This is a genomic window from Brevibacterium renqingii (assembly GCF_017808095.1).
Classification (GTDB): Bacteria; Actinomycetota; Actinomycetes; order Actinomycetales; family Brevibacteriaceae; genus Brevibacterium; species Brevibacterium renqingii.
On sequence record NZ_JADBHG010000010.1, the window covers coordinates 19,213 to 41,541 of the forward strand.

The 22,329-nt window shown below is 65.4% G+C and carries 18 protein-coding genes; 12 read left to right on the plus strand and 6 right to left on the minus strand.

The window, feature by feature from the left end:
• Positions 1-29: 29 nt before the first annotated feature.
• Positions 30-932: a LysR substrate-binding domain-containing protein gene (locus tag IIE29_RS15305; RefSeq protein WP_209326168.1), complete on the minus strand. Its 903-nt coding sequence runs from the start codon at positions 930-932 to the stop codon at positions 30-32.
• Between the two features lie 168 nt (positions 933-1,100).
• Here IIE29_RS15305 and IIE29_RS15310 point away from each other — a divergent pair, with 168 nt between their 5' ends.
• The 3 genes from IIE29_RS15310 (at position 1,101) to IIE29_RS15320 (ending at position 4,342) form a co-directional block, all read left to right on the plus strand.
• Positions 1,101-2,018 carry a CoA transferase subunit A gene (locus IIE29_RS15310; protein WP_209326169.1) on the plus strand — a complete coding sequence of 306 codons (918 nt, stop codon included), beginning with the start codon at positions 1,101-1,103 and terminating at the stop codon, positions 2,016-2,018.
• A complete protein-coding gene (locus tag IIE29_RS15315) occupies positions 2,015-2,845 on the plus strand; it encodes a CoA-transferase subunit beta (protein ID WP_209326170.1) in 831 nt (276 codons plus the stop codon). Before IIE29_RS15310 ends, IIE29_RS15315 begins: the two co-directional genes overlap by 4 nt.
• 84 nt (positions 2,846-2,929) lie before the next feature.
• Positions 2,930-4,342 (plus strand): MFS transporter, encoded by a 1,413-nt coding sequence (locus IIE29_RS15320; RefSeq protein WP_209326171.1) that lies wholly within the window; start codon positions 2,930-2,932, stop codon positions 4,340-4,342.
• Between the two features lie 21 nt (positions 4,343-4,363).
• Here IIE29_RS15320 and IIE29_RS15325 read toward each other — a convergent pair whose 3' ends face one another.
• Entirely contained in the window at positions 4,364-6,190 is a 1,827-nt protein-coding gene (locus IIE29_RS15325; RefSeq protein ID WP_209326172.1) for a sigma-70 family RNA polymerase sigma factor, read from the minus strand.
• A gap of 443 nt (positions 6,191-6,633) precedes the next feature.
• Here IIE29_RS15325 and IIE29_RS15330 point away from each other — a divergent pair, with 443 nt between their 5' ends.
• Entirely contained in the window at positions 6,634-8,679 is a 2,046-nt protein-coding gene (locus IIE29_RS15330; RefSeq protein ID WP_209326173.1) for a SpaA isopeptide-forming pilin-related protein, read from the plus strand.
• Between the two features lie 126 nt (positions 8,680-8,805).
• On the opposite strand, the gene IIE29_RS15335 is transcribed toward IIE29_RS15330, so the two are convergent.
• Positions 8,806-9,459 carry a histidine phosphatase family protein gene (locus IIE29_RS15335; protein ID WP_209326174.1) on the minus strand — a complete coding sequence of 218 codons (654 nt, stop codon included), beginning with the start codon at positions 9,457-9,459 and terminating at the stop codon, positions 8,806-8,808.
• Between the two features lie 461 nt (positions 9,460-9,920).
• On the opposite strand from IIE29_RS15335, the gene IIE29_RS15340 reads away from it, so the two are divergent.
• Together IIE29_RS15340 and IIE29_RS15345 are read left to right on the plus strand one after the other, a co-directional pair.
• A complete protein-coding gene (locus IIE29_RS15340) occupies positions 9,921-10,472 on the plus strand; it encodes a hypothetical protein (RefSeq protein WP_209326175.1) in 552 nt (183 codons plus the stop codon).
• A 262-nt stretch (positions 10,473-10,734) separates the two neighbouring features.
• Positions 10,735-10,995 (plus strand): hypothetical protein, encoded by a 261-nt coding sequence (locus IIE29_RS15345; protein ID WP_209326176.1) that lies wholly within the window; start codon positions 10,735-10,737, stop codon positions 10,993-10,995.
• Between the two features lie 197 nt (positions 10,996-11,192).
• Here the strand turns inward: IIE29_RS15345 and IIE29_RS15350 are convergent, their stop codons facing one another.
• Entirely contained in the window at positions 11,193-13,766 is a 2,574-nt protein-coding gene (locus tag IIE29_RS15350; RefSeq protein ID WP_209326177.1) for an HNH endonuclease signature motif containing protein, read from the minus strand.
• A gap of 695 nt (positions 13,767-14,461) precedes the next feature.
• On the opposite strand from IIE29_RS15350, the gene IIE29_RS15355 reads away from it, so the two are divergent.
• Positions 14,462-15,667 (plus strand): NAD(P)-dependent malic enzyme, encoded by a 1,206-nt coding sequence (locus IIE29_RS15355; protein ID WP_209326178.1) that lies wholly within the window; start codon positions 14,462-14,464, stop codon positions 15,665-15,667.
• 101 nt (positions 15,668-15,768) lie between these two features.
• On the opposite strand, the gene IIE29_RS15360 is transcribed toward IIE29_RS15355, so the two are convergent.
• Together IIE29_RS15360 and IIE29_RS15365 are read right to left on the minus strand one after the other, a co-directional pair.
• The gene (locus IIE29_RS15360; protein ID WP_209326179.1) at positions 15,769-16,191 is read right to left on the minus strand and encodes an organic hydroperoxide resistance protein; all 423 of its coding nucleotides are present in this window, start codon (positions 16,189-16,191) and stop codon (positions 15,769-15,771) included.
• A gap of 158 nt (positions 16,192-16,349) precedes the next feature.
• On the minus strand, positions 16,350-17,465 hold the full coding sequence (locus IIE29_RS15365; RefSeq protein ID WP_209326180.1) for an SPFH domain-containing protein: 1,116 nt from the start codon (positions 17,463-17,465) through the stop codon (positions 16,350-16,352).
• Between the two features lie 322 nt (positions 17,466-17,787).
• Between IIE29_RS15365 and nagB the strand changes: the two genes are divergently transcribed.
• The 5 genes from nagB to IIE29_RS15390 all read left to right on the plus strand — a co-directional run bounded on the left by nagB (position 17,788) and on the right by IIE29_RS15390 (position 22,204).
• Positions 17,788-18,570 (plus strand): glucosamine-6-phosphate deaminase, encoded by a 783-nt coding sequence (nagB, locus tag IIE29_RS15370; RefSeq protein ID WP_209326181.1) that lies wholly within the window; start codon positions 17,788-17,790, stop codon positions 18,568-18,570.
• Between the two features lie 105 nt (positions 18,571-18,675).
• Complete coding sequence (locus tag IIE29_RS15375) at positions 18,676-19,512, plus strand: CoA transferase (RefSeq protein ID WP_209326182.1); 837 nt, start codon at positions 18,676-18,678, stop codon at positions 19,510-19,512.
• Between the two features lie 155 nt (positions 19,513-19,667).
• A complete protein-coding gene (locus IIE29_RS15380) occupies positions 19,668-20,747 on the plus strand; it encodes a glycosyltransferase family 2 protein (protein WP_209326183.1) in 1,080 nt (359 codons plus the stop codon).
• On the plus strand, positions 20,744-21,661 hold the full coding sequence (locus tag IIE29_RS15385; RefSeq protein ID WP_209326184.1) for a hypothetical protein: 918 nt from the start codon (positions 20,744-20,746) through the stop codon (positions 21,659-21,661). Before IIE29_RS15380 ends, IIE29_RS15385 begins: the two co-directional genes overlap by 4 nt.
• 81 nt (positions 21,662-21,742) lie before the next feature.
• Positions 21,743-22,204 carry a DUF3151 domain-containing protein gene (locus tag IIE29_RS15390; protein WP_209326185.1) on the plus strand — a complete coding sequence of 154 codons (462 nt, stop codon included), beginning with the start codon at positions 21,743-21,745 and terminating at the stop codon, positions 22,202-22,204.
• The last annotated feature ends 125 nt before the right edge of the window (positions 22,205-22,329 follow it).

A 22,329-nucleotide genomic window follows, 5' to 3' on the forward strand; every position in this document is an offset into this window, starting at 1 on the left:
CTAAGGACGCAGCTCCTGAGGGCAAGCTCCTACGAACACAGCTCCTGAGGGCACAGCGTTCCTGCCAGACGCAGAACCTCGTGGAGGGCAGGCCGGTCATCGTCCCTGCGCCAGGCCATGAGGAGGGGATAGGGTCCCTGTTCATCGTCGAGGGGGACGAATCTGACCTTGGGGAAGGTGACATTGCGGGGAACCGATGACACGGTGACCGAGCAGCCGAACTCGGCTCCGACGAGGGAGAGGATCGTCCACGTGTCCGGAGCCGTCTGAGCGACTCTCGGGCTGAACCCCGCGGCATGGGCCAAGGAGTGGAGTCTCTCGATGGTCAGCGAACCCGGGTTGTGCGGCAGAGTGACGAAGTCTTCGGCTTCGAGGTCCGCCATGGACACGGACTCTCTGTCCGCCAGAGCATGTTCGTGGGGCAGGGCGACGACGAGGGTCTCCTCGGAGATGGTGCTCGTTGCGATCGACTGCGGAACGAACGGCCAAAGGCCGAATGCGAGGTCGAAGGACCCGTCGGTGATGTGATCGAGTACGGGCATCGCGAATGACGCACTCTGCAGAGACAGCTGGATGCCGGGGTGGGTCCGTCGCACCTCCTGCGAGAGGCTGCCGACGAGCTCATGCGTGGCGATGCCCGTGAACGCCAATCGCAGATGCCCGATCTCGCCCTGGCCGGCGGACTTCACAGCAGAGGCGGCGAGTTCGAAGCTCGTGACGATCGCCCGAGCGGGCTCGACCAGTGCCTCACCGGCGGCTGTGAGGGTCACCGCTCGCGTCGTGCGTTGGAAGAGCTGGGTGCCGAGTGAGGTCTCCAGGCTGCGGATGAGTCGGCTCAGCGGCGGTTGGGACATGTGCAGCCGCACGGCGGCACGACCGAAGTGGAGTTCTTCCGCCATGACGAGGAATGCCCGGATCTGCCTGAGGTCCATGTGCCTGCGCCTCTCCCTTCGGTCCGGCCGGCTGCGCTCCGTCAGCTGAGGCCATGAGGACTCTCATGCTGAAACGGGAACAATCGCTCCATAGTTTGGTATTGGACTAGCATAAATGATCTTGCGAAGATGAGGTGGATCACAGCGGATCGGCGTTCGAGGAGGACCATGGTCGATAAGACAGCGAGTCTGTCAGAGGCAGTCAGCACACATCTGAACGATGGGGACACCGTGGCACTCGAAGGGTTCGGCCACCTCGTTCCCGTGGCCGCCGCCCACGAGATCATTCGGCAGCGGTTCTCCGGTCTCACTCTCGCGAGGATGTCCTGCGATGTCATCGTCGACCAACTGCTCGGAGCCGGCTGCCTGCAGGGGCTCATCTCATCGTTCGTGGCCAACAGCTCCGCCGGGTCCCTCTACGAACTCCGTCGCCGCGTCGAACACTGCGACCCGGAGCCCCTGTGGTTCGACGAGTACAGCCATGGCGGCATGGTCGCCCGCTATCAGGCCGGGGCTGCGAAGCTGCCGTTCCAGCCGATCGCCTCCTACCGCGGCAGCGACCTGGCGAAGAAGAACCCGCGGATCAGAACGGTCGACGACCCGTACGGAGGACCGTCGATCCATGTCGTTCCCGCGCTCAACCCCGACCTCACGATCGTTCACGCTCAACGAGCCGACAGCCAGGGCAATGTTCAGGCGTGGGGGATGCTCGGCATCCAGACGGAAGCCGCATTCGCCGGTCGTCGCCTCGTCGTCACCGTGGAGGAGATCGTCGATGAGGACATCGTCCGCTCCGATCCGAATCGCACGATCATTCCCGCGCACATCGTCGACGCCGTCGTACCGGTTCCGCGCGGTTCGCACCCGCACGCGGTGCAGGGCTGCTACGACCGGGACGACGAGTTCTCCCGCGCATGGTCGACGCTCGCACGCGAGGCCTCTGCGGTGAGCGCGTGGCTCGAGGAGAACATCCACGGCACCGCCGACCACGAAGAGTTCCTCTCCCGGATCGGGCTCGACCGCTTCGACCGGCTGAGCATCCGCGACACCTTTTCGACACCAGTGAATTACGGAGGCCGAGTATGACTGCGACCGCTCGCACAGAGAGCACCGCCGAAGTCACCATCGCCGAGGCGGAGGGACCGGAGTCCGTGACGAGCAGCGAGCTGCTGACCATCCATTCGGCCAGGGCATTGGCCGCTCGCCGTGTCGTCTTCGCCGGCCACGGACTGCCGACTCTCGCCGTCTCGCTTGCCCAGCACACTGTGGCGCCGGAGATCGAGATCGTCTACGAGTCCGGGGTGACCGGGGCGCGGCCGCCGGCGCTGCCGCGCAGCATCTCCGATTCCATCCTCGTCCCCGGGGCCGCCTCGGTGATGCCGATGACCCACCTCTTCGCCTACGTCCTCCAGGGACAGCGCATCGACGTGGGATTCCTCGGCGCCGCCCAGGTCGACAGGTACGGCAGCCTCAACTCCACCCTCATCGGCTCGGATTGGGAGCACCCGGATTCGCGACTGCCCGGCTCGGGAGGTGCCATCGAAGTCATGGCCGGCGCCGCCGAAGTATTCCTCGTCATGCGCCGCCACACCCCGCGCACCTTCGTCGAGACCCTCGACTTCGTGACCTCCCCGAGTCCGCACCAGGCGAAGAGCGCCGAGGCGGGGACGCCCCCGGCAGGCGCTGGGGTGACTCACGTGATCACCGACCTCGGCATCATGACCAGATCCGAGCCCGATGAAGAACTGACGCTGACCTCGATCCACCCGGGAGTCGAGGCCGCCGAGGTGGTCGCCCGGACCGGATGGGACCTCAAGGTCTCCGAGACCCTCACGACGACCGAACCACCGAGCCGGGAAGAGCTGCGCCTCCTGCGCGAAGAGCTCGATCCCAGCCGCATCTACCTGCGCTGATCCCGATACATCCACTGCGGTGCCGCTGCCGCTTCCGGCACTGCTGCCCGTTCCACCCACCGAACACTTCAGAAGAGAGAGCCGATGTCAACGACGACACCTACCACCAGAACTCAGGATCCCGACGTCACACCGACCGAACTGCGACGCGCAGCATGGTCATCGTGGTTGGGCAGCTCCCTGGAGTACATGGACTTCACCCTCTACACCCTGGCCACCGCACTGGTCTTCGGGCCGTTGTTCTTCCCGAACGAAACGCCTGCGGTCGCACTCATCTCCAGCCTCGGCGTCTATGGTTCGGGCTTCCTCGTCCGCCCCATCGGCGGATACGTCTTCGGCAGGGTCGGGGACAAGCACGGACGTCGCCTCGTCCTCATCATCACGCTCACGATCATGGGCATCGGAACCACGGGCATCGGTCTGCTGCCGACGTACGCGCAGATCGGGGTCTGGGCGCCTGCCCTCCTCGTGCTGCTGCGTCTGGTGCAGGGATTCGGAGCCGGCGCGGAGCTCGCCGGTGCCTCGGTGCTCCTCGTCGAGTCCTCACCTGTGAAGAAGCGCGGACTCTTCGGCGCGATCGTGGCCATGGGCACCAACAGCGGCGTCTTCCTCGCCACTGCACTGTGGTCGCTGCTCACTCTCATGCCCGATGAGCAATTCCTCAGCTGGGGCTGGCGCATCCCCTTCCTGCTCAGCATCGTCACGACCTTCGTCGCCCTGATGATCCGCACCCGGGTTCGGGAGTCGCCGGTCTTCGAGGAGGCGAAACAGCGTCGGGAGCAGCAGGAGGCGAAGAGGCAGCAGCCGAGCATCTGGGCCGAGGCGGCGAAGTCGAAGAAGTCGTTCCTCATCGCACTCGGCATCCGGATGGGCGAGAACGCGTCCGTCTACCTCGTCAAGGGCTTCATGGTCGGATGGGTCGTGTCCACTATCGGCGTCGACTCGTCCGTGGTGACGACCGGGCTGATGATCGGCACCGTCATCGGCTTCGCGACTGTGCCCTGGGTCGGCACTCTCACCGATCGGTACGGCCGACGTGCAGTCTTCATCACCATCACCCTCGTCCAGATCGGATTCGCCGTCCCGGCGATGCTGCTCATCGAGACGGGCAACCCGATCGTCATCGCCGGCGTCTTCGCGTTCTTCATCGCCGGTCCCGTACCGAACCTGTACGGGGTGGAGTCAAGCTGGCTGGTCGAACTGTTCGGCTCGAAGCACCGGTATACCTTCATGACGACGATCAAAGAGATCGGTTCGACGGTCTCCGGTGGCCTCGCGCCTGTCATCGCCGCCTCGCTCGTCGCCGCGATCACGGGAACCTGGTGGCCCGTCGCCCTCGTTCTCATCCTGTTCGCCGCCTGCGGACTCGTCGGAGCACTCGCAGCTCCGGAGACCCGCGGCCGAGACCTCAACTCGGAGATCGATGCGATCGACGAGGTGGCCGCGGATTCTCCTTCAGAGGTCCGTGAACCAGTCGGCGAATCGCGAATCGGCTGAGTCGAGCGTCCTCCGGGTGACTCAGTGGCAGTACTCCCACCAGCCGAAGTCGTGGCAGTGGAATCCGTCGGCCCCGTCTTCGCCATCGGCATCCGAAGCGTTTACACCATCGGCATCCGAAGCGTCGATTCCTTCTGCTTCCGAAGTGCCGGCCCCTTCTACTTCCGCGTCGGAATCCGGTCCGGGGCCGGGTGAGGGCGTGCTGCTCGGCTCGGGACTGTGCTCGTCCGAGTCCGTCGGCTCCGGTTCGGGATCACTCTCAGCTGTCGGCTCCTCGGCCGGGGTGGGCTCGGCAGCCTCGGTGGTCCTCGCAGGCGAGGGCTCATCCGGTTCCTCAGGCGGAGCCTCGGCGGGCTGATTCTCGTCGCCCTCCTTCGGAGTCTCATCCCGGTCACCCGGGGCAGCCGGCTGGCTGTCCGCCTCAGAGACGGGCGCATGAGCGTCCTCTGTCTCGGGGGACGATTCCTCTGCCTCGGGCGACGGATCCTCACGTTGGTTCGGCGACGATTCCTCCGTCTCCCGGGACGGCTCCTCACGTTGGTCCGGCGTTCGAGCCTCGTCGCGCGGATTGGAGCGTTCGGGGTCTGCCTTCTCAGGGCCTTCCTCTGCGCCCGCGCTCTTCCCACTGCCGTCTTCCGGCGCTGTCGCTTCCGGTGAAGACGTCGGCCGAGGTGTCGGCGGTGTCGAGGCGGCAGGCGCCGAGGAGGTCTCCGCCGCAGCGGCGGTCTGCGGGGCAGAGTCGTTCTGAAGATTCACGAGTGTGACAGCACCGGCCGCGATCGCCGCGGTCGCGGCGATGCTTACGACTGCGACCTTGACCGCCGAGGCCCCCGCTGCGATGCCGGCCGTGCTGCCGCCGGAGCTTCCCGCGGCCGCTGTGCCCGCGCTGCTCTTCGAGCTGCCGACGAGTGTGCTCGAGTGGGGTTCGGGAACGGCAGAGCCCGAGTGTGCTGCGGATGCGACGCTGATCGTGCTTCCTTCGGACAGCAGCAATGCCCCTTCGGGGAAGTGGCCGATCTCGATGAGCGCGGCGGCGAGAGCGGCAGGCGTGATCCACGCCTGGAACGTCGTGTTGAGGCTGCGGAGTCTGAAGGACTGACGGCGACAGTGACTGCAGTGGCTGAGGTGCGCCTCGATCGCCTCGGCGCGTTTCGGGCTCAGCTGCTGGCGGACGAAGCGTGCGAGTTCGGCGGAGTATTCCGCGCACTCGGGCGGACTCGGTTCGACGTGCTCCTGCAGGTAGGCGGCCCGGAGTCCCTCTCGGGCGCGGCGGAGGAGCGAGCTGAACGAGTTCGGAGACAGGTCCATGGACTCGGCCGCATCGGCGGTCGGTCTCCCGTCGATGTCGATCAGTGTGAGCGCGCTCTGCCATGTGTCGGGGAGTCCTCTGAACGCTCGGCCGAGCTGATCTCGTTCAGCCACCTCGGCGGCGTGGTCGCTCGGTTCACTGTCGGCGAGGAACGTCAGCACCTCGGGCTCGACGACCGTGGTGGCGCGGTTCGTCGCAGTGCGCCGGTACGACTCGGAGCGCACAGCGGCCATGAGGTAGGGCTTGAATGACTCCTCGGGGCCCGCGTTCTGTCCCCACGCGCGCCAGATCTTGGCGAAAGCCTCGGCGACGGCGTCCTCGGCTCGACTGCGGTCGCGGTTGAGGCGCAGCGCGAGATGGAGTGCGGGCAGCCGATGCCTGGCATAGAGCTCGCCGAACGCCGACCGCCCGGCAGAGGAATCGGGCCGGTGGCGCCGGATGCGGGCACAGAGCTCGGAGTCGCTGAGCTCGCTGCTCGTGCGCGGAAGTCCGAATGGGGAATGGGAATCGTCGGCCGAAGAGGACCATGCCTCGGTCATCGGCTCAGCGCCTCGGGGGAGGGGCACGGACGTCGCTGTTGAATATGCATGATGGGGACCTCAACTGTGATTCGGGGAACAGTTCGGGGCATTTCGGGGAGTGCTGAAACTCTACAGGAGAAGTTCTCGGCGTCCCAAACACTCGCGGCTCGAGCGACTCGGTGTTTCCGTGCTGTGGAGAAAAACTTTCGGAACTCGCGAACGAAAGCAGCCGCGCGCGGGTCTCAGTCTGTGGAGAGGTCACGACCCAAGGCCGCTCCATGCCCGAGCCGGCGGTTGCACAGCCGTCGGTTCGGGTCCCCTCCGAGTCCCGGACTCATCCGAGGCGGCCCTGCGGAACCACGTGGCTGCAGGGCCGCCTCAACCCGCCATCGTCAGTGCATCCCCTCGCCTGTCGTTCGACGAACGTGCAGTCGGTGGGCCCTTTCTGAAGGAGCATCCCCTTGTCCCTACCGCGACATCCTCTGACGAAGCACGGGGCGGCGATCCTCGCATCGTCCGTCCTTGCCTCGTTCGCCTTCCTCGGCGCTGCCGTCGCACCTGCGCAGGCGGCGCCCGAACCCCAGCCGAACCCCTCATTGGCAGACAAGTGCGGCCTCGATATCGGCGTCGTCCTCGACCTGTCGAACTCCCTGTCCGATCGCGATGTCGCTGATTCGAAGGCGGCCGCGAAGGCCGTCGCCGGCGGTCTTGCCGGAACCCCCAGCAGGGTCTCGGTCAACTCCTTTGCAACCTTCGGCCCTGATGGCACCAACGAGCCGATCGCCGGTACGTCCGTCGCCACCACCGATTCCGTGAACGCGCTCACCGAGCGGATCGACTCGCTCCGGCGAGTTCCGCAGGACTCAGGCGGCACGAACTGGGACCGCGGACTCGGACAGCTCGACGGAGCGGACCACGATCTGGTCCTGTTCGTCACCGACGGCAAACCCACGGCTTACGGGGTGCCGGGGTCCGAGCGGGGCAACACGGACCGCGGTACGCGGACCGACCAGATCGACATCGACAAGGCCATCGAGTCGGCGAACGCGCTGAAGTCGCAGGGAACGAAGATCGTCGGCTTGGGGGTGGGCAGCGAGATCAACGAGGCCAACATCAAGCGGGTCTCCGGTCAGACCGCAGGCGAGGACTACTACGTGGTCTCCGACTACTCCGCGCTGACCGAACAGCTCCGCGAGATCGCCACGAAGAGCTGCCGCGGAACTCTCAACGTCACGAAACTCATCGACCCCGGAGTCGGGGAGCACGGAAAGACGACTGCGAAGTTCCCGGGTGAGGGCTGGACGATCTCGTCCCCGGACTCTGTGGACGGAGTCGAGAAGACCACCAGCGCTGACGGGACGGTGAGCTTCAAACTGAAGACGCCGGCCGAAGGCGTGCAGGCCACGGAGAAGCAGCAGGAAGGCTACCGGCTGCAGCAGCAGGCCGGATCGAACGCGGTGTGCACCGCGGATGGACGCAAAGTCGGCACCAGGAACATCGCCGATGGGTTCGAACTCACCGAGGCGGTCGACACCGACGCGATCATCGCCTGCCGGATCGTCAATGAGCAGATTCCTGGGGCGCTGAGCTGGAAGAAGGTCGACGAAGACGGGAAGGCGCTCGCCGGTGCGGAGTTCACGCTGACGGGGCCGGACGGCGAAGACTTCGTCGTGGCCGACAACGGAGAGCATGACGCCGATGAGGCTGCCGGCCGGTTCGAAGTCACGGATCTGGCCTGGGGCGATTACACCGTGAAGGAGACCAGCGCTCCCGATGGATACGTGCTCTCGGACGAGTCGCAGACCGTGACGATCAACGGTGAGAAGCGGAAGGCGACGTTCTCCGACGTGGTCAACAAGAAGGACGTCGGTGCAGGTGATCCGGATGGCGACGCCTCGGCGGATCCTGAGGGCGAAGATGATGCCTCGAAGGATTCCGAGGGCGACGACGACGCCTCGACCGATCCGAACGGCGAAGACGATGCTTCGAAGGATTCCGAGGGCAACGACGTCACGGCCGATCCGACTGGAGAGGACGACGCGTCGAAGGACTCGGACGTAGGCTCCTCGGCTGACCCTGACGCGGACTCTTCGAAGGATCCTGACGCGGACTCGTCGACGAATCCGGATGCCACTAGCTCAACCTCGGCGAACTTGAACGGCAATGACTCCGCGACCACGGATTCGGATGCTGATCACTCGAACGGGTCGGCTGCGACGAGCTCCGATGCGGATGATGCTGCGTCGGGCACGATCGATGCGAATGACGGCGCGTCAGGCACGATCGACGCGGATACTGCTGCGTCGAGCGCGACCGCCGGCGACGGCACCTCAGCCGCTGGATCTGCGAGCGACACCGACGGAAACGATCGCGGCAGTGACGGCGATCGACTGCCGAGGACAGGCGCCGCGGGGACGGTGACGTTCGGCCTCCTCGGCGTGGTCCTGATCATTGGTGGAATCGCTGCTGTCCTCGTGTCGCGGCGGCGGAAGACCGCCCAGATGTGATGATGCGCGAGCGTGAGACTTAAACAGAGGCGGAGCCGAACCATATCGACTCCGCCTCTGGCGTCTGTCGACAGTGGCGCCGAAAATCAACGACGCAGGTCGGCCAGGCGGATCGGCGAAGCAGGCTCACCGGTACGTGACGTCTGCCGGCGGAAGGTGCCCGTGGTCGTTGAAGGAGATGAGGCTGGTGCCGTTGCGCCCGGTGATGATCTTCGTGATGCCGGTGTTGATGGTCACCCGGTTGAACGCCATCCACTGGTCGAAGCCCCCGCCGAGCAGCCGAGCCGCCGTCCAGGAGATCGCTCCGGCGCTCGAGACGACGATCGTCGCCTCACCCGAGCTCATCGTCGAGAATGCCTTGTCGAGCGCGCCGTCGACTCGATCGGTGAACTCAGAGAACGTCTCCCCGTACTCCGTATCGAAGTCACCGCTGGCCCAACGGGCGCAGCCGCGCTCCAGCACGGTCTGGAAGATCTTCGAATCGTGCTTCGCACGAGGATCCGTCTCGCCCAGCGCGCCCGTGAGCTCCCAGGCGTTGAACTCGTTCCACCCGGGGTCGATATCGGTCTCCAGCTGAAGACCGAGGCCCTCGATGACGCCTGCAGCCGTCTGTCGTTGACGCAGCATCTGACCGTGGACGACGCGAACGGGATGCACACTCTGCGCGCCGAGGTGGCTGCCGGTGATGCGGCTCTGCTCTTTGCCGAGGTCGGACAGGCGGTCGTAGTCGTCGGTGCCGAATGAGGCCTGTCCGTGTCGGACCAGAAAGAGCACGCCCATATTCCACTCCTGCTGAGGAAAAACATAAGAGAAGGCGGGCTGCGCCCGCTCCATCAGCGAGCCTAACCCGTTTCGACGATCAGTGCTGGATTGTCCGGAGAACGTCGGGCGGCGGGAGAGGAAAGCGCGGTTTTCGGAGGGTTATGTGCTCCGGCAAGCGATGCACGGTCCGAGAAGGGGAAGGGCGGTCGGTCGGATTCGTATACGTGATCAGAACGGCGGGGGATCGACTTCGAGATCGCGATCCCAGTTCGCTTGGTTACCGGTGTAACGGGCGTCCCCGGGGATCAGTCGCTCCCGCGCCGATTTGCCTGCTAGTGCGGCGGGTATTGCCATCTTGATTCCCGGCTCTCCGCGAGTCACCTTGATGAGCGACCGACTATGCACCGGTCCAATAACGAATTGAGCACTAAGGAGGTAGTGCCACGCGGCAGCGGCTTGGGACGACATAAGATTCGATCATGCCGAAAACTTTCCTTGCCACACTTGCGTCCGCGACTCTCCTCATCACAGCATGCTCGCCGTCCGAATCGACCGAAGCAGATACCTCGCCAGCTGAAGAAACGACAGCACAATCAGCATCAGCCACATCGTCGCCTACGCCCACAAAAACAGTCCACCAGCTAGGCGACACAGTGGAGCGACCGCAAGATGGAAGCGTTACGGCCTACGAATACCGGGTAGTTGATGATGTTGCCGACCATCGGATCGGCGCTATCGACGTTGAAGTCTGCGTCGGCAACGGGGACCCTTCCACTGGCGCGTACGTGACCACTGAGTTCTGGTCAGCTGTGTCGGACGACCATCGCCGCTACGGCCCCGCAAGCACATTGTGGGGAAACGACGAGATCGCTCCGATTCTGAGTTCCGAAACCGACGTGTCTTGGGGCGACTGCATTCGAGGATGGGTAGTAACAGACGCTACCGACGATTCGAACGTCACCCAGGTTCGGTACTTCAATAGCCAGTCAGAGGACCCAAACGACGAGGAAATCATCTGGGAAGTGTCCTGACCTCACGGCCGCTTCCCCAGTCACACACATCGACGGACAACAACCAGGCCCCGATGGTCGAGCACCGCCGGTCGTGGCGCTGCACGGTGACACTGAGGATCGCGGAACCGTGACCGTAGCTGGCGCGAGATGAGTGTTTCCAGCCAATGTTCTTGACGAACTTATCGGGCATGGGTTCGCTCCTTTGAGTATGAGAAAGCACCCGGCAGGAGTCTCCCGTCGGGTTGGCTGGATGGGCGCAGATTTGGGATAGAGTCAGTGCATGGATGATGCAATGAAGCACAATGCCAGAGTTCAAATCGAGGTCGAGTTCGAAATCGTCGACCCGACGGCCCTACGAACTCACACCGTCACGGAAGACAGCGACGGCGAGCTCACGGTATGGAATCAGACCGACGAAGAAGCCGCCTTGCGAGTATTGACTGACCTTGCGGTGAAGGCGTGGACCTCAAGGGCCGGCGCGGTCGGCCTTGGGCACGGTTTTGGGCTCCAGACTCGAGTGCTCCCTTACGACGAGCACTGACACCGGTGCGTCATCAGGAAGTCGGGCTGCGCCCGCTCTGTCAGCGAGCCTAACCCGTTTCGGCGAAAAGCGCTGGAGTGTCCGGAGAGCGTCGGGCGGCGGGAGAGGAAAGCGCCGTTTTCGAAGGGTTATGTGGTCCAGGAAGCGATGCGCGGTCCGAGAAGAGGAAGAGCGGTCTGTCGGGTTCGTATACGTGATCAGAACGGCGGGGGATCGACTTCGAGGTCGCGGTCCCAGTTCACTTGGTTACCGGTGTAACGAGCGTCCCAGGGGTCGTTGGCTCCTGAGCCGACGCCTCGGCGGGAGCGGCTGTTGTCTCCTTCGCGAGCGCCGCCTTCACGGTCGGCGGTTGTGGGTTTGTCGGACGTGCCTGTGACAGTCGTGCTGCTGTCGGTTGAGAGGTCTCGGGCTGCGGACTTGGCAGACGCAGATATGCCAGTCTTGTTTCGGCTCTTGCGACGCATGCGTTCGGTGAACTCGGCGAAGTAGCGGTTGCCGGTCAGCTGTTTCATTGATGACGCATCGGAACCGGGTGGGAGGCAGGGCTGGAATACGGCATTCTCCCAATCGAGAGATCGCTGCACCATCCTCCGCTGTCGGGCTGCGCGCTGATCCTGGAGCGCCTGTGACAGTCGTCGATTCCGGGCTTCCCGTTCCTCCGCGAGGCGCTTGGCCTCGTCGCGCTGGCGAATCAACGATTCACCAGGCATGAGTTCGAGCACCATCGGGGGAGGCGGGGCCATCTGCTCGGGCAGCCGCCAACGCTCAGGGCGCATGTCGGCCAGGGCTGCGAATTCCAGAGCTTGAGCGATATTGATCGGCTGGTCGGGAGGCGACACTGTGGTGGAGATCCCGTGCCGGAAGTCGTAGTCGAGCTGCCAGGAATCGGGCATAGTGACCCCCAGACGCCCGGCAGTCTTGAGCGCATGATGCTTTTTGCACAGCGGGTGGAGGTTGCCGAACCGAGTGAGCCCTCCTTTGAGAGGGTCGAGGTGGAAGAACGGGATGACATGGTCCATCTCAGACTTCTCCGCTGTGCGCTGGCAACCGGGAACGGTGCAGTTGTTCCACTGCTCTACCAAAGTCTTCCGCAGATCTTTCGGAACCGGATAGCTCGTGGCCTTCGCATCGATCGGGGTTCCGGTGGCGGGATCGGTGAGGATCCTCTGGATGGTCTTCGAACGACCGGCGATCGTGCGGGCCACCTCGGCGGGAATCGGCGAGCCGTCGGCCAAAGTGCCCGGCAGCTCCGAGTCACCGGTCAGAGTGAGGAACGGAACGGTTGCGACGGTGGCGGCTTGCTGCGACAGCCACCACTGACTGGTCGGCATCCGCAGCTTCACCCAATACTCCACGGGACCGAGGTTGTCCTCGGAGTCCGGGCGGAACGCAGAGCCGGCAGCGCAGTCGTCGGACTGTTCGACGTCCGCCGGGTGCTGCCTGGGCATTCCGCCCGGACTCGTGGGTGCGACTGGGGGCGTTCCTGGACTCGTGGGTGCAACCCGAGGCGATCCTGAGCTCGTCGGCGAGCCACCAGCCGATCCCGAACTCGTTGATTTCCTTGCCACTGTTTCGGCGAAGTCCTCAAGACCGGCGTCGGAATCGACTCCGGGAACCATTTCCCCGTCGGCATCGAGCAGTGGAGCTTCGTGGGTGGTTCGGATGCCTGTGATCGGGTCGACCGAGAGGACTTTGACGCTCAGTTCGGGGACCGGCCTGATCAGCAGGTCGTACTGGAGCTGGTCGATGGTCCGATCGTCGTTCAGCTCCATCCCGGACGGCAGATTGAACGTCGTCGTGTTCTTCCCATGGACAGCGTGTGCCATGGCGCGGATGCGGTTGTAGCAGGAGTAGATCTCCGCCGAGGGGCCGCTTACGATGAGGCAGGCCGAGCCGTCTTTGCTGCCTTCGACATCGACCCGACGACGCTTCGTGGCGATCTCGGTCAGGTCGGTCGGAGGTACGAGCAGGCTGATCATCTTCTGCAGTGCCCTGCGCAGAGTCTCGCAGGTGATATCGGCCCGCTTAGTGGCCAGGAACGAGTCGACGTCGGGAAGGTGCTGGAACGCAAGATTGCGGCACAGTTGGGAGACGACGTCGATATGAGCCTGAGTGAATTGGCCACGACGGACACGGTCGGCGAAACGGGGGAGGCCGTAGAGGATCGTCATCGCCGCTGACAGCTGCCGATAGGTGCGAGGGGTGTTGGTGCCGAGCGCGGTCGAGATCTCGACCAGGTCTTCGGATTCGACGTTGTCGTAGACCCACGTCGCAAAACACGTGTGGGGATCGAACTCGGGAAACTCCGGAAGCAAGCGTCGAGCGGACTCTGCGGCCTCCTTCTTCTGGGCACGAGCGAACTCTTCGTCGTATGGCACGAGAGACGAGGAAGTCGTCTCGGCAGTCTGACTGACGGTTCGGCCGCTGCCGGCCGGACGGTCGCTGGCGGCTTGACGGTCGGTTCCGCTGCGACGGGCCTCGATGTCTCCCTCTGCTTCCCCGTCTCGACGGGCCAGAGTTCCTGCGATCGTCTCGCAACGGAAAGGTTCGGAGCCCTCGGGCACTGAGAACTCGAGGTTGAGGAAGATCTGCTCGAGCACCACTCCGGCAGCTGACTCGAGGACCGCGAAATGGGCACGATCCGAAGCTGTCGCGACCTCCGCGAATCGGGTCATGCTCGATTCGAAGCGGATGGCATAGCGCGGTGACGGCTTCGTCGCTCCCGGCTTGCCGGCCCGCGGCGGAGCCGACCGGGTAGTGGTGCCCTTCATGTTGTTCTCACCTGCCTCGGACCTCGTTGTCGGAGTAGTGTGGCTGATTTGAAAAGCTCTTAGCATCATGATACACGATCAAAACGCCAGTTGCCATAGGAAATATAAAATAGATTCGAATATTTCTCGATTTCGTATGAACTGTGCTTTCGTTCTCTGATCATCATCGCATCCGCCACTGACACAGGGACTGACTCAGGAACCGACGCCGGAACCGACACAAAGACCGACACGGGGAACTGCCACGGGGAACGGGAAAGGGGGAGCCGCCTCGGCGAAAGGTCTGCAGAACATGCCACCTCAGCGGACCTGAGGCCTCGATTTAAGCGAATTTTCGCGTGAAATGGGGGAGGTCATCGGTTATGCTGATCGGGTTGCCGGATGCGACCCATGAGGTCGGTACTCGCCCCATGCGAGCCGTATCCGCACAGCGCGCAACCGCGGCGCCCTTCACCTAGGGTCTGCACCACGGGACGCGCAGACGTCACCGATCATCCTTCACTGGTGACCAGTTCTTCGTTCCGACCGCCGTCGACGAACTCATTCCGGTTCGTCACCGTCGACGAGCTCATTCGAGTTCATTCGAGCTCATTCGAGCTCTGCTGTCGACGCACCCACACGGGCCTCGGCGCTTCGACGATCACTGCCGATGGCACCGGCACCGCCCTGCCGTCGCACAACCACGAGGATCAACCATGACGACCACCGCCCATAACTCCACCGCCTCCGATCAGAACTCGCAGTCTCCGATCACCGATGAGGAGATCTTCGCCGCGCACGAAGGTGGCAAGCTGTCCGCCGAGCTCACGAGCCCGCTGCAGACTCAGCGCGATCTCTCGATCGCCTATACGCCGGGCGTGGCCAAGGTCTGCACCGCGATCAAGGACGAGCCGCAGCTGGCACGCACCCATACCTGGACGGGCCGCCTCGTCGCGGTCATCTCCGACGGTTCGGCCGTGCTCGGCCTCGGCGACATCGGGCCGCAGGCGTCCCTGCCGGTGATGGAGGGCAAGTGCGCCCTGTTCAAGAGCTTCTCGGGTCTCAACGCGATCCCGATCGTGCTCGACACCAACGACACCGACGAGATCGTCGAGACCATCATTCGCATGGCCCCGACCTTCGGCGCGATCAATCTCGAGGACATCTCGGCCCCGCGCTGCTTCGAGATCGAGGATCGGGTCAAGGCCGCGCTCGACATCCCGGTCATGCATGATGACCAGCACGGCACCGCCGTCGTCGTCCTCGCGGCGCTGACGAACGCGCTGCGCGTGGTCGACAAGTCCTTCGACTCGATCAAGGTCGTCGTCTCCGGCGCAGGTGCCGCAGGCGTCGCAGTGGCGAAGATCCTCGCCGACGCCGGCGTCACCGATGTCGTCGTCCTCGACTCCAAGGGCATCGTCGAATCCGGCCGATCCGACCTGTCCGAGACCAAGCAGGCCATCGCCTCCGCCACGAACCCGCGCGGCATCTCCGGCGGGATCGGCGAGGCCCTCGACGGAGCCGATGCCTTCATCGGCGTCTCCGGCGGCACCATCGACGAGGCGCACCTGGCGAAGATGGCCGACGAAGCGATCATCTTCGGCCTGTCGAACCCCACCCCCGAGGTGGCCCCCGACATCGCCGCGAAGTATGCGACCGTGGTGGCCACCGGGCGCAGCGACTTCCCGAACCAGATCAACAATGTGCTCGCGTTCCCCGGGATCTTCCGCGGCGCTCTCGACGCCGATGCCGACGAGATCACCGATGACATGAAGCTCGTCGCGGCACGTGCGATCGCCGACCTCGTCGGTGATGACCTGGCTCCCGGCTACATCGTGCCCGGCGCGCTCGATTCCCGGGTGGCGCCGGCCGTCGCCGAGGCGGTCGAACGCTCCGCGCTGGAGGCGATGACCGAGCGCTGACGGTCAGTCAGTCCGCACACGGCTGAGGGGAGGGTGAAGAGAGTTCTTCACCCTCCCCTCAGCCGTGCTGTCTGCCGACCCTTCAGCTGCGGGGCCCGAGCTCAATCGTCGGTGACGTTGATGGTGACGTCGATGTTGCCGCGGGTGGCGTTGGAGTACGGGCATACCTTGTGGGCTTTGTCGGCCAATGCCTGAGCCTCGGCCTTGTCGAGGTGCGGGAGGGTGACCTCGAGCTCGACGGCGAGCTGGAAGCCGCCCTCGTTGTCCTTGCCGAGGCTCACGCGGGAGCCGACCGAAGAATCCTCGATATTCGCCTTGGTCTGGCCCGCCACGAGACGCAGCGCCGAGTGATAGCAGGCCGCGTAGCCGACCGCGAAGAGCTGCTCGGGATTCGTGCCGTTGCCGCTGCCGCCCATCTCCGTGGGGGTGGCGAGATCGACATCGACCTGTCCGTCGCTCGTGCGACCGTGGCCATCGCGGCCTTCGCCGGTGGCCAGTGCTTCTGCGGTGTAGAGGGCCCTCATGGTTTGTCCTTTCGTCGGTGGTGCGTTGCGGGGGCCGGGTGCTGGCCGGCGTTCGTCGGGCGACTGTCCGGCGTTCGTCCCGCGGCTGCCCCTCGGCTGTCTCGCGGCTGTCTCGCGACTGTTCCGCGGCTGACCCGCGATGCGGGCTCAGCGGTCGATCATTGCTGTGGATCCTGCGGAGGCCGCTGTGGGCTCGTCCACTGCTGGGCGATCGACTGTGCTCTCGACTTCAGCGACTGTGCACTCGGCTGATCGGCCCCGCCCGAGCTCGGCGGCGTCGTCGGCTGCGGCGGGACATCGTCGCGATCCGAGCGGTGACTAGAGGTATACCGGCTGCCCGGAGCACTCAGCGTGGCGCCGTCCTCGGCGGCGTTGGCGGCGAACAGGGCGTTGCGGATCTCCTGACCCATCTCGCCCAGACCGCCCGGGTTCGAGGGCATGAACAGCACGTTCGACCGCCCTTCCTGGGCCACGTTCTGCATGGTGTCGAAGTACTGGGTCATCATCAGCAGCTGCTCGGCGGTCTTGTCGATGCCGACCTCCTTGAGCTTGGCGTACTGCTCGGCGATGCCGTTCGCGATGGCCTTGCGCTGCGAGGCCACACCCTCACCGTGCAGGCGCATCGCCTCGGATTCGGCCTCCGCCTGGGTGACGCGCTTGATCTTGTCGGCCTCGGCCAGGGACTGTGCGGCGACCCGGTCGCGCTGAGCGGCGTTGATCGAGTTCATCGAGTCGCGCACCTTCGGATCCGGGGTGATGTCGGTGACGAGTGTGCTCACGATCTTGAAGCCGTAGCGCTTCATCGACTCCGAGAGCCGGCGCTCGACGTTCTCCGCGATGTCGTCCTTCGATTCGAATGCCGTATCGAGAGTCAGCCCCGACAGCGCAGAGCGGACGGTGTCGAAGACGTAGGATCGGATCTGCTCCTCCGAGTTCGCCAGCCGGTAGTAGGCGTCGGCGACGTTGTCCTCTTCGACGACGTACTGGACCGCGACCGGCACGGTGACGAAGACGTTGTCCTTGGTCTTCGACTCGATGTTGACCTCGAGCTGCTGGACGCGCAGAGAGATCGGCTTGCTAGTCGTCTCGACGAGCGGCATCTTGAAGTTCAGCCCCGGCTTCGCGACCTTCTTGAACTTCCCGAACCGTTCGACGATGACGTTCTCCTGCGTCTTCACCGTGAAGAACATGCTCGTGCGCAGCTTGCCGAACAGCAGAGCGGCGATGACGAGAATGACGATGACTACAACTATGGTGACCGCGAATCCAGTCATGATGCTCCAATGCGTCGTAATGTCGGCCGCGACGCGACCGCTGTTGCCTACCACCCTAGTAGTCGAACACCGCCGGAGCATATGACAAGGGCGCTTTTTCGACCGCGCGACCGGGCGGCGACCGAGCCGCGACTGAGCCGCGCCCCAGGTGAGCGAAGTTCGGAGCGCTTGGGTGAGGCGACGCGATCACGGCGCGGCGCACTCATACAATGGAACGCAGAACGGACGTCGAGGTGGAAGCCGACCAGGGCCGAGACGTCACCGTGCGGTCATCGGGCGTGGCACGGACGACGACGCCGAGGCAGTGCAGACGGGAGATCCCATGGAAGTTGTCATCGCCGATGACCAGACGCTGGCGATGCTGGCAGCCGACGCCATCGAACGGCTGCTGCGCACCGAGGCGGCCCCCGTCCTCGGGCTGGCGACCGGATCGAGCCCGCTGCGCATCTACGATGAGCTGACCCGCAGACACGAGCAGGACGGCCTGTCCTTCTCCCATGCGCAGGCCTTCATGCTCGACGAATACGTCGGACTGGCCGCCGATCATCCCGAGCGCTACCGCAATGTCATCGAGACGGAGATCGGCTCCCGCGTCGACTTCGGCCCCGGCGCCGTGCATGGCCCGGACGGCCTCGCCGAAGACCTTGACGCCGCGTCAGCAGACTACGAGCGAGCGATCGCCGAGGCGGGCGGAATCGACCTGCAGATCCTGGGCATCGGCACCGACGGGCACGTGGCCTTCAACGAGCCGGGGTCGTCCCTGTCCTCTCGCACGCGCGTGAAGACCCTGACCGAGCAGACCCGCGTCGACAACGCCCGCTTCTTCGACGGCGACCTCGAGCAGGTGCCGACGCTGTGCCTGACCCAGGGGATGGGCACGATCATGGAGGCCGGCCACCTCATGCTCGTGGCCACGGGTGCGAACAAGGCCGAGGCCGTGCACCAGATGGTCGAGGGACCGATCTCGGCGATGTGGCCGGCGACGGTGTTGCAGATGCACCGGCACGTCACCATCTTGGTCGACGATGCGGCGGCGTCGCGCCTGCAGCTCGGCGACTACTACCGGCACGCCTACGCGAACAAGCCGGAGTGGCAGAACCTCTGAGCGGGCGGCGTTCGAGCCGACCCCCGCGCACATGACTCACCTGGCCAACTGCACATGGCCAGCACTTTCAACCGGACACGTGACCCGCACCTTTGAGGAGAGACGATGGATGATCGGCAGCCGCTTGACGGAGTGACAGTGATCTCGCTGTCCGGCAATCTGCCCGGGCCGCTGGCCGCGGCGCGATTGACTGCCCTCGGGGCGCGTGTGATCAAGGTCGAGCCGCCGGCCGGCGATGCCCTCGCCGCTGCCGTCCCCGCCTATTACGAGGAGCTGACCGCAGGTCAGGAGATCCTCACGATCGACCTCAAGGACCCTGCGGGGCGCGGCCGGCTGAGCGAGCTCGCCGCGGACGCCGACATCCTGCTCACCGCCATGCGCCCGAAGGCCGCGGCCGCGCTGGGCGTGCCCGAACTCGTCGAGGAGAACGCTCTCGTCCACGTCGAGATCGTCGGTTTCGCAGGCGACCGCGCCGATGTCCCCGGACATGACCTCACCTATCAGGCCGCGCACGCCACTCTCGTGCCCGAAAGCATGCCGACAGTGCCCGTCGCCGACGTCCTCGGCGGTGAGCACGCCGCGCTCGAGGCCGTGGCCGGTCTGCGCCGGAAGGAACAGCGCGGAAGCGGGGAAACGGGCGGAATCGTCAGACGTGTCGTCCTCGACGAGGCGGCCGCCTGGGCGGCAGGACCGGCCCGGCACGGTCTGAGTTCACCGGGCAGCCACCTCGGCGGGGGTTCGCCCTTCTACCGCACCTACGCCACACAGGACGGGCACGTGGCCGTCGCCTGTCTCGAGCCGCACTTCGCGAAATCACTGGCCGCGAACCTCGGATCCGAGCACGAGGCGCTCGAACGCGCCTTCGCCGCCGAGCCCACCGCGCACTGGACCGAGTTCGCCCGCACGCACGATCTGCCGATCGAGGCCGTCGTCGCGGGCTGATCGGCCGCGAGGTCGTCGTCGTCACCTCGGACCGCAGATCGCCGACCGGCACCTCGAGTCCTCGCAGGTCGCCGACGCAGGTCGCCGACGCAGGCTCCACCAGGCTGTGTGACCCCTCAAGGCCGCGCCCGCGCACATGTGGGAAGATTGAAAGCGTGTCGAAAGCAATTGAGATCCTGACCCCGGAGGGCCTGCCGCCGCTGGCCGAGAGACCCGGAGTCTCCTACATCATGCCGGTGCTCAACGAGGCCGAGCACATCGAGCAGGCGATCACCACGATCCTCGCCCAGGACTACGACGGGGACAAGGAAGTCGTTCTCGCCCTCGGCCCCTCGACCGACGACACGAACCGCATCATCGCCGACATGGCGGCCGCCGATGCGCGGATCCAGACGGTCGACAACCCGGAGGCCGCGACCCCGATCGGGCTCAACCTCGCCTTCGCCGCGACCCGTCACCCGGTCATCATCCGCGTCGACGCCCACTCCGGACTCAACCCCGAATACACGCAGCAGGCCATCGACACCCTCCGCGAGACCAAGGCCGCGAACTGCGGGGGACTCATGCTCGCGAAGGGCAGGACCGCGTTCCAGAAGGCCGTCGCCCGCGCCTACATGTCCCCGGTCGGCCTCGGCGGCCCCGCCTATCACTCCGGCGACGAGGCGCAGGAAGCCGAATCGGCCTACCTCGGCGTCTACCGACGCGAGGTCTTCGAAACCCTCGACGGCTTCGACGAAGGCATCCGACGCGGACAGGACTGGGAGCTCAACCTGCGCATCCGCACCGCCGGCGGCCGCATCTGGTTCAACCCCGACATGGAGGTCACCTACTGGCCGCGCGGAACGTGGTCGAAGATCGCCCGCCAGTTCTGGGCGACCGGCATCTGGCGCGCCGAGCTCATCCGCCGCTACGGCGGGCAGAACTCCATCCGCTACTTCGCCCCACCGCTGCTCGTGCTCGGCATGAGCGCCGCCGTCATCGAGACCCTGCTGCAGCTGACGGGCCGGACGAAGACGTGGCCGAAGCTCCTCCGCCGATTCACCTCACTCGTCCACGTGCCCAGCTTCGGCTACATCGCCGGGATCCTCGCGACCGCCTCGGCGGCGAAGGACTGCGGGAGACGGGAACGGTTCTGGTTCGGCATCGTGCTGCCGACCATGCATCTGTGCTGGGGCGCCGGATTCCTCAGGGGCCTGGTGACCGGAGCGGGAACGACGAAGGACGGAAGCCGATGAGCAAGCGGAAGCCAGGCCGCGTCGACAGAGACCGCTATGGGCGCGGAGTCAACGACCCTCTGCCGGCGGTCGAACCCGAATCCCATGAGCGTCTCCCGGTGCCCGAGCGTCCGGAGCCGAAGAAGTTCAACGCACCCCTGTGGGCCGGTGCGATCGTCCTCGTCGCCCTCGTCGGCGTGCTGCTGTTCAACATCTTCGGCAGCAAGGACCAGCTGACCGTCGATTCGCTCAATCCGCCGGCCGTCGCCGCACTCGACGGCGGTTCCGCCGTGTACCCGGCCAATTCGAAGCTCGCCTTCACGGAGAACGTGAAGTTCGGCTACCTCCCGGCGCCCACCCTGAGCGCTCTGAAGGACGGCACGATCGTCGCCGCCGACCCCGAGACCGCGGCGAAGTCGATGGGCCTGAAGAAGGGCCTCGACGAGGTCACCGCCGACGAGTTCGACGACGCATCGATCTCGCCTCCGCGCAAGGACACGAAGGCCGGTGAGCCCATCACCTGGGACGAACTCGTCGACGAGCTCGGCGGCGACACCGTCTTCCTGCCCGAGATCGATTCCGCTAAGGTCGCCGGTCCCGCCCTGCAGACCATCACCGAGGCGGAGCTGACGGATTCGACGATCGTGCGCACCGCCGACGCCGAGGTGGCCCGTGCCGCCGCCGATGCCGGCGTCGACGCGATGTTCACCGGGGACTATGCGACGTCGTCTCCCGAGGACCTTGCACAGTCCGGCTACACCGCGGTGGCAGTGCGCGCTGACGCCGTGTCGACCTGGGCCGATTCGGACCTCGATGTGTGGGCCACCGGCGTCAAGGACGAGAAGCAGCTCGACAAGCTCGCCGATGCGGGCGCCTTCGGCGCACTGAGCACGAACCCGTATGAGGTGCTGCCCTCCGAAGTGAAGACCGATTGAACGTGACTCGGAGGCGGGGAGCCGCCTCGGCGAGCAGATGACGATACTGATCAGGAAGGAACTGATCAAGAAGGAGAAGCAATGACCCAGCCCATCGGCAGCCCATCGCACATCGGCGACCTGGACGCGAGCCAGCTCGGGCCGCAGCCGACCTACCTGCCCGACGACCACCCGGACGTGGAGGCCAAGACGCGCATCGACGCCGGCGAGGAGCCCGTCGACGTCGTCGCCGCCCTCCCCGCCTCGTCGCTGGCCTGGGCCGAGCTCGCCGATGAGGCGCACAAGGAGGGCCGTCTCGTCGACGCCTATGCCTACGCCCGCGTCGGCTACCACCGCGGTCTCGACGCTCTGCGCGCCGCCGGCTGGCGCGGGGCCGGGCCGATCCCGTACTCGCACGAGGTCAACCGCGGATTCCTCCGCGCCCTCTACGCGCTCGGCCGGGCCGCCGGCGCCATCGGCGAGGGTGAGGAAGCCGCCCGCATCGAGGAGTTCCTGCGCTCGTCGGACCCGACCGCCGCCGAGGCGATCGGCAAGGGGGAGTAGGCCCGCTCTGACGGGACGGCTTCCTTGCGGCCCTGTCTGCGACAGAAAGCACTGGTTGCGAACAGGGCTTTCTGTCGCAGACAGGGCCGTTTGCAGTTGATAAGGAGAAGCAGCCCTCGAGGTGC

What these genes read in the sequence shown, in the direction of transcription:
- IIE29_RS15305 (WP_209326168.1), bottom strand. Translation starts at nt 932, where the DNA reads ATGGACCTCAGGCAGATCCGGGCATTCCTCGTCATGGCGGAAGAACTC.
- IIE29_RS15310 (WP_209326169.1), top strand. Translation starts at nt 1,101, where the DNA reads ATGGTCGATAAGACAGCGAGTCTGTCAGAGGCAGTCAGCACACATCTG.
- IIE29_RS15315 (WP_209326170.1), top strand. Translation starts at nt 2,015, where the DNA reads ATGACTGCGACCGCTCGCACAGAGAGCACCGCCGAAGTCACCATCGCC.
- IIE29_RS15320 (WP_209326171.1), top strand. Translation starts at nt 2,930, where the DNA reads ATGTCAACGACGACACCTACCACCAGAACTCAGGATCCCGACGTCACA.
- IIE29_RS15325 (WP_209326172.1), bottom strand. Translation starts at nt 6,190, where the DNA reads ATGACCGAGGCATGGTCCTCTTCGGCCGACGATTCCCATTCCCCATTC.
- IIE29_RS15335 (WP_209326174.1), bottom strand. Translation starts at nt 9,459, where the DNA reads ATGGGCGTGCTCTTTCTGGTCCGACACGGACAGGCCTCATTCGGCACC.
- IIE29_RS15340 (WP_209326175.1), top strand. Translation starts at nt 9,921, where the DNA reads ATGCCGAAAACTTTCCTTGCCACACTTGCGTCCGCGACTCTCCTCATC.
- IIE29_RS15345 (WP_209326176.1), top strand. Translation starts at nt 10,735, where the DNA reads ATGGATGATGCAATGAAGCACAATGCCAGAGTTCAAATCGAGGTCGAG.
- IIE29_RS15350 (WP_209326177.1), bottom strand. Translation starts at nt 13,766, where the DNA reads ATGAAGGGCACCACTACCCGGTCGGCTCCGCCGCGGGCCGGCAAGCCG.
- IIE29_RS15355 (WP_209326178.1), top strand. Translation starts at nt 14,462, where the DNA reads ATGACGACCACCGCCCATAACTCCACCGCCTCCGATCAGAACTCGCAG.
- IIE29_RS15360 (WP_209326179.1), bottom strand. Translation starts at nt 16,191, where the DNA reads ATGAGGGCCCTCTACACCGCAGAAGCACTGGCCACCGGCGAAGGCCGC.
- IIE29_RS15365 (WP_209326180.1), bottom strand. Translation starts at nt 17,465, where the DNA reads ATGACTGGATTCGCGGTCACCATAGTTGTAGTCATCGTCATTCTCGTC.
- nagB (WP_209326181.1), top strand. Translation starts at nt 17,788, where the DNA reads ATGGAAGTTGTCATCGCCGATGACCAGACGCTGGCGATGCTGGCAGCC.
- IIE29_RS15375 (WP_209326182.1), top strand. Translation starts at nt 18,676, where the DNA reads ATGGATGATCGGCAGCCGCTTGACGGAGTGACAGTGATCTCGCTGTCC.
- IIE29_RS15385 (WP_209326184.1), top strand. Translation starts at nt 20,744, where the DNA reads ATGAGCAAGCGGAAGCCAGGCCGCGTCGACAGAGACCGCTATGGGCGC.
- IIE29_RS15390 (WP_209326185.1), top strand. Translation starts at nt 21,743, where the DNA reads ATGACCCAGCCCATCGGCAGCCCATCGCACATCGGCGACCTGGACGCG.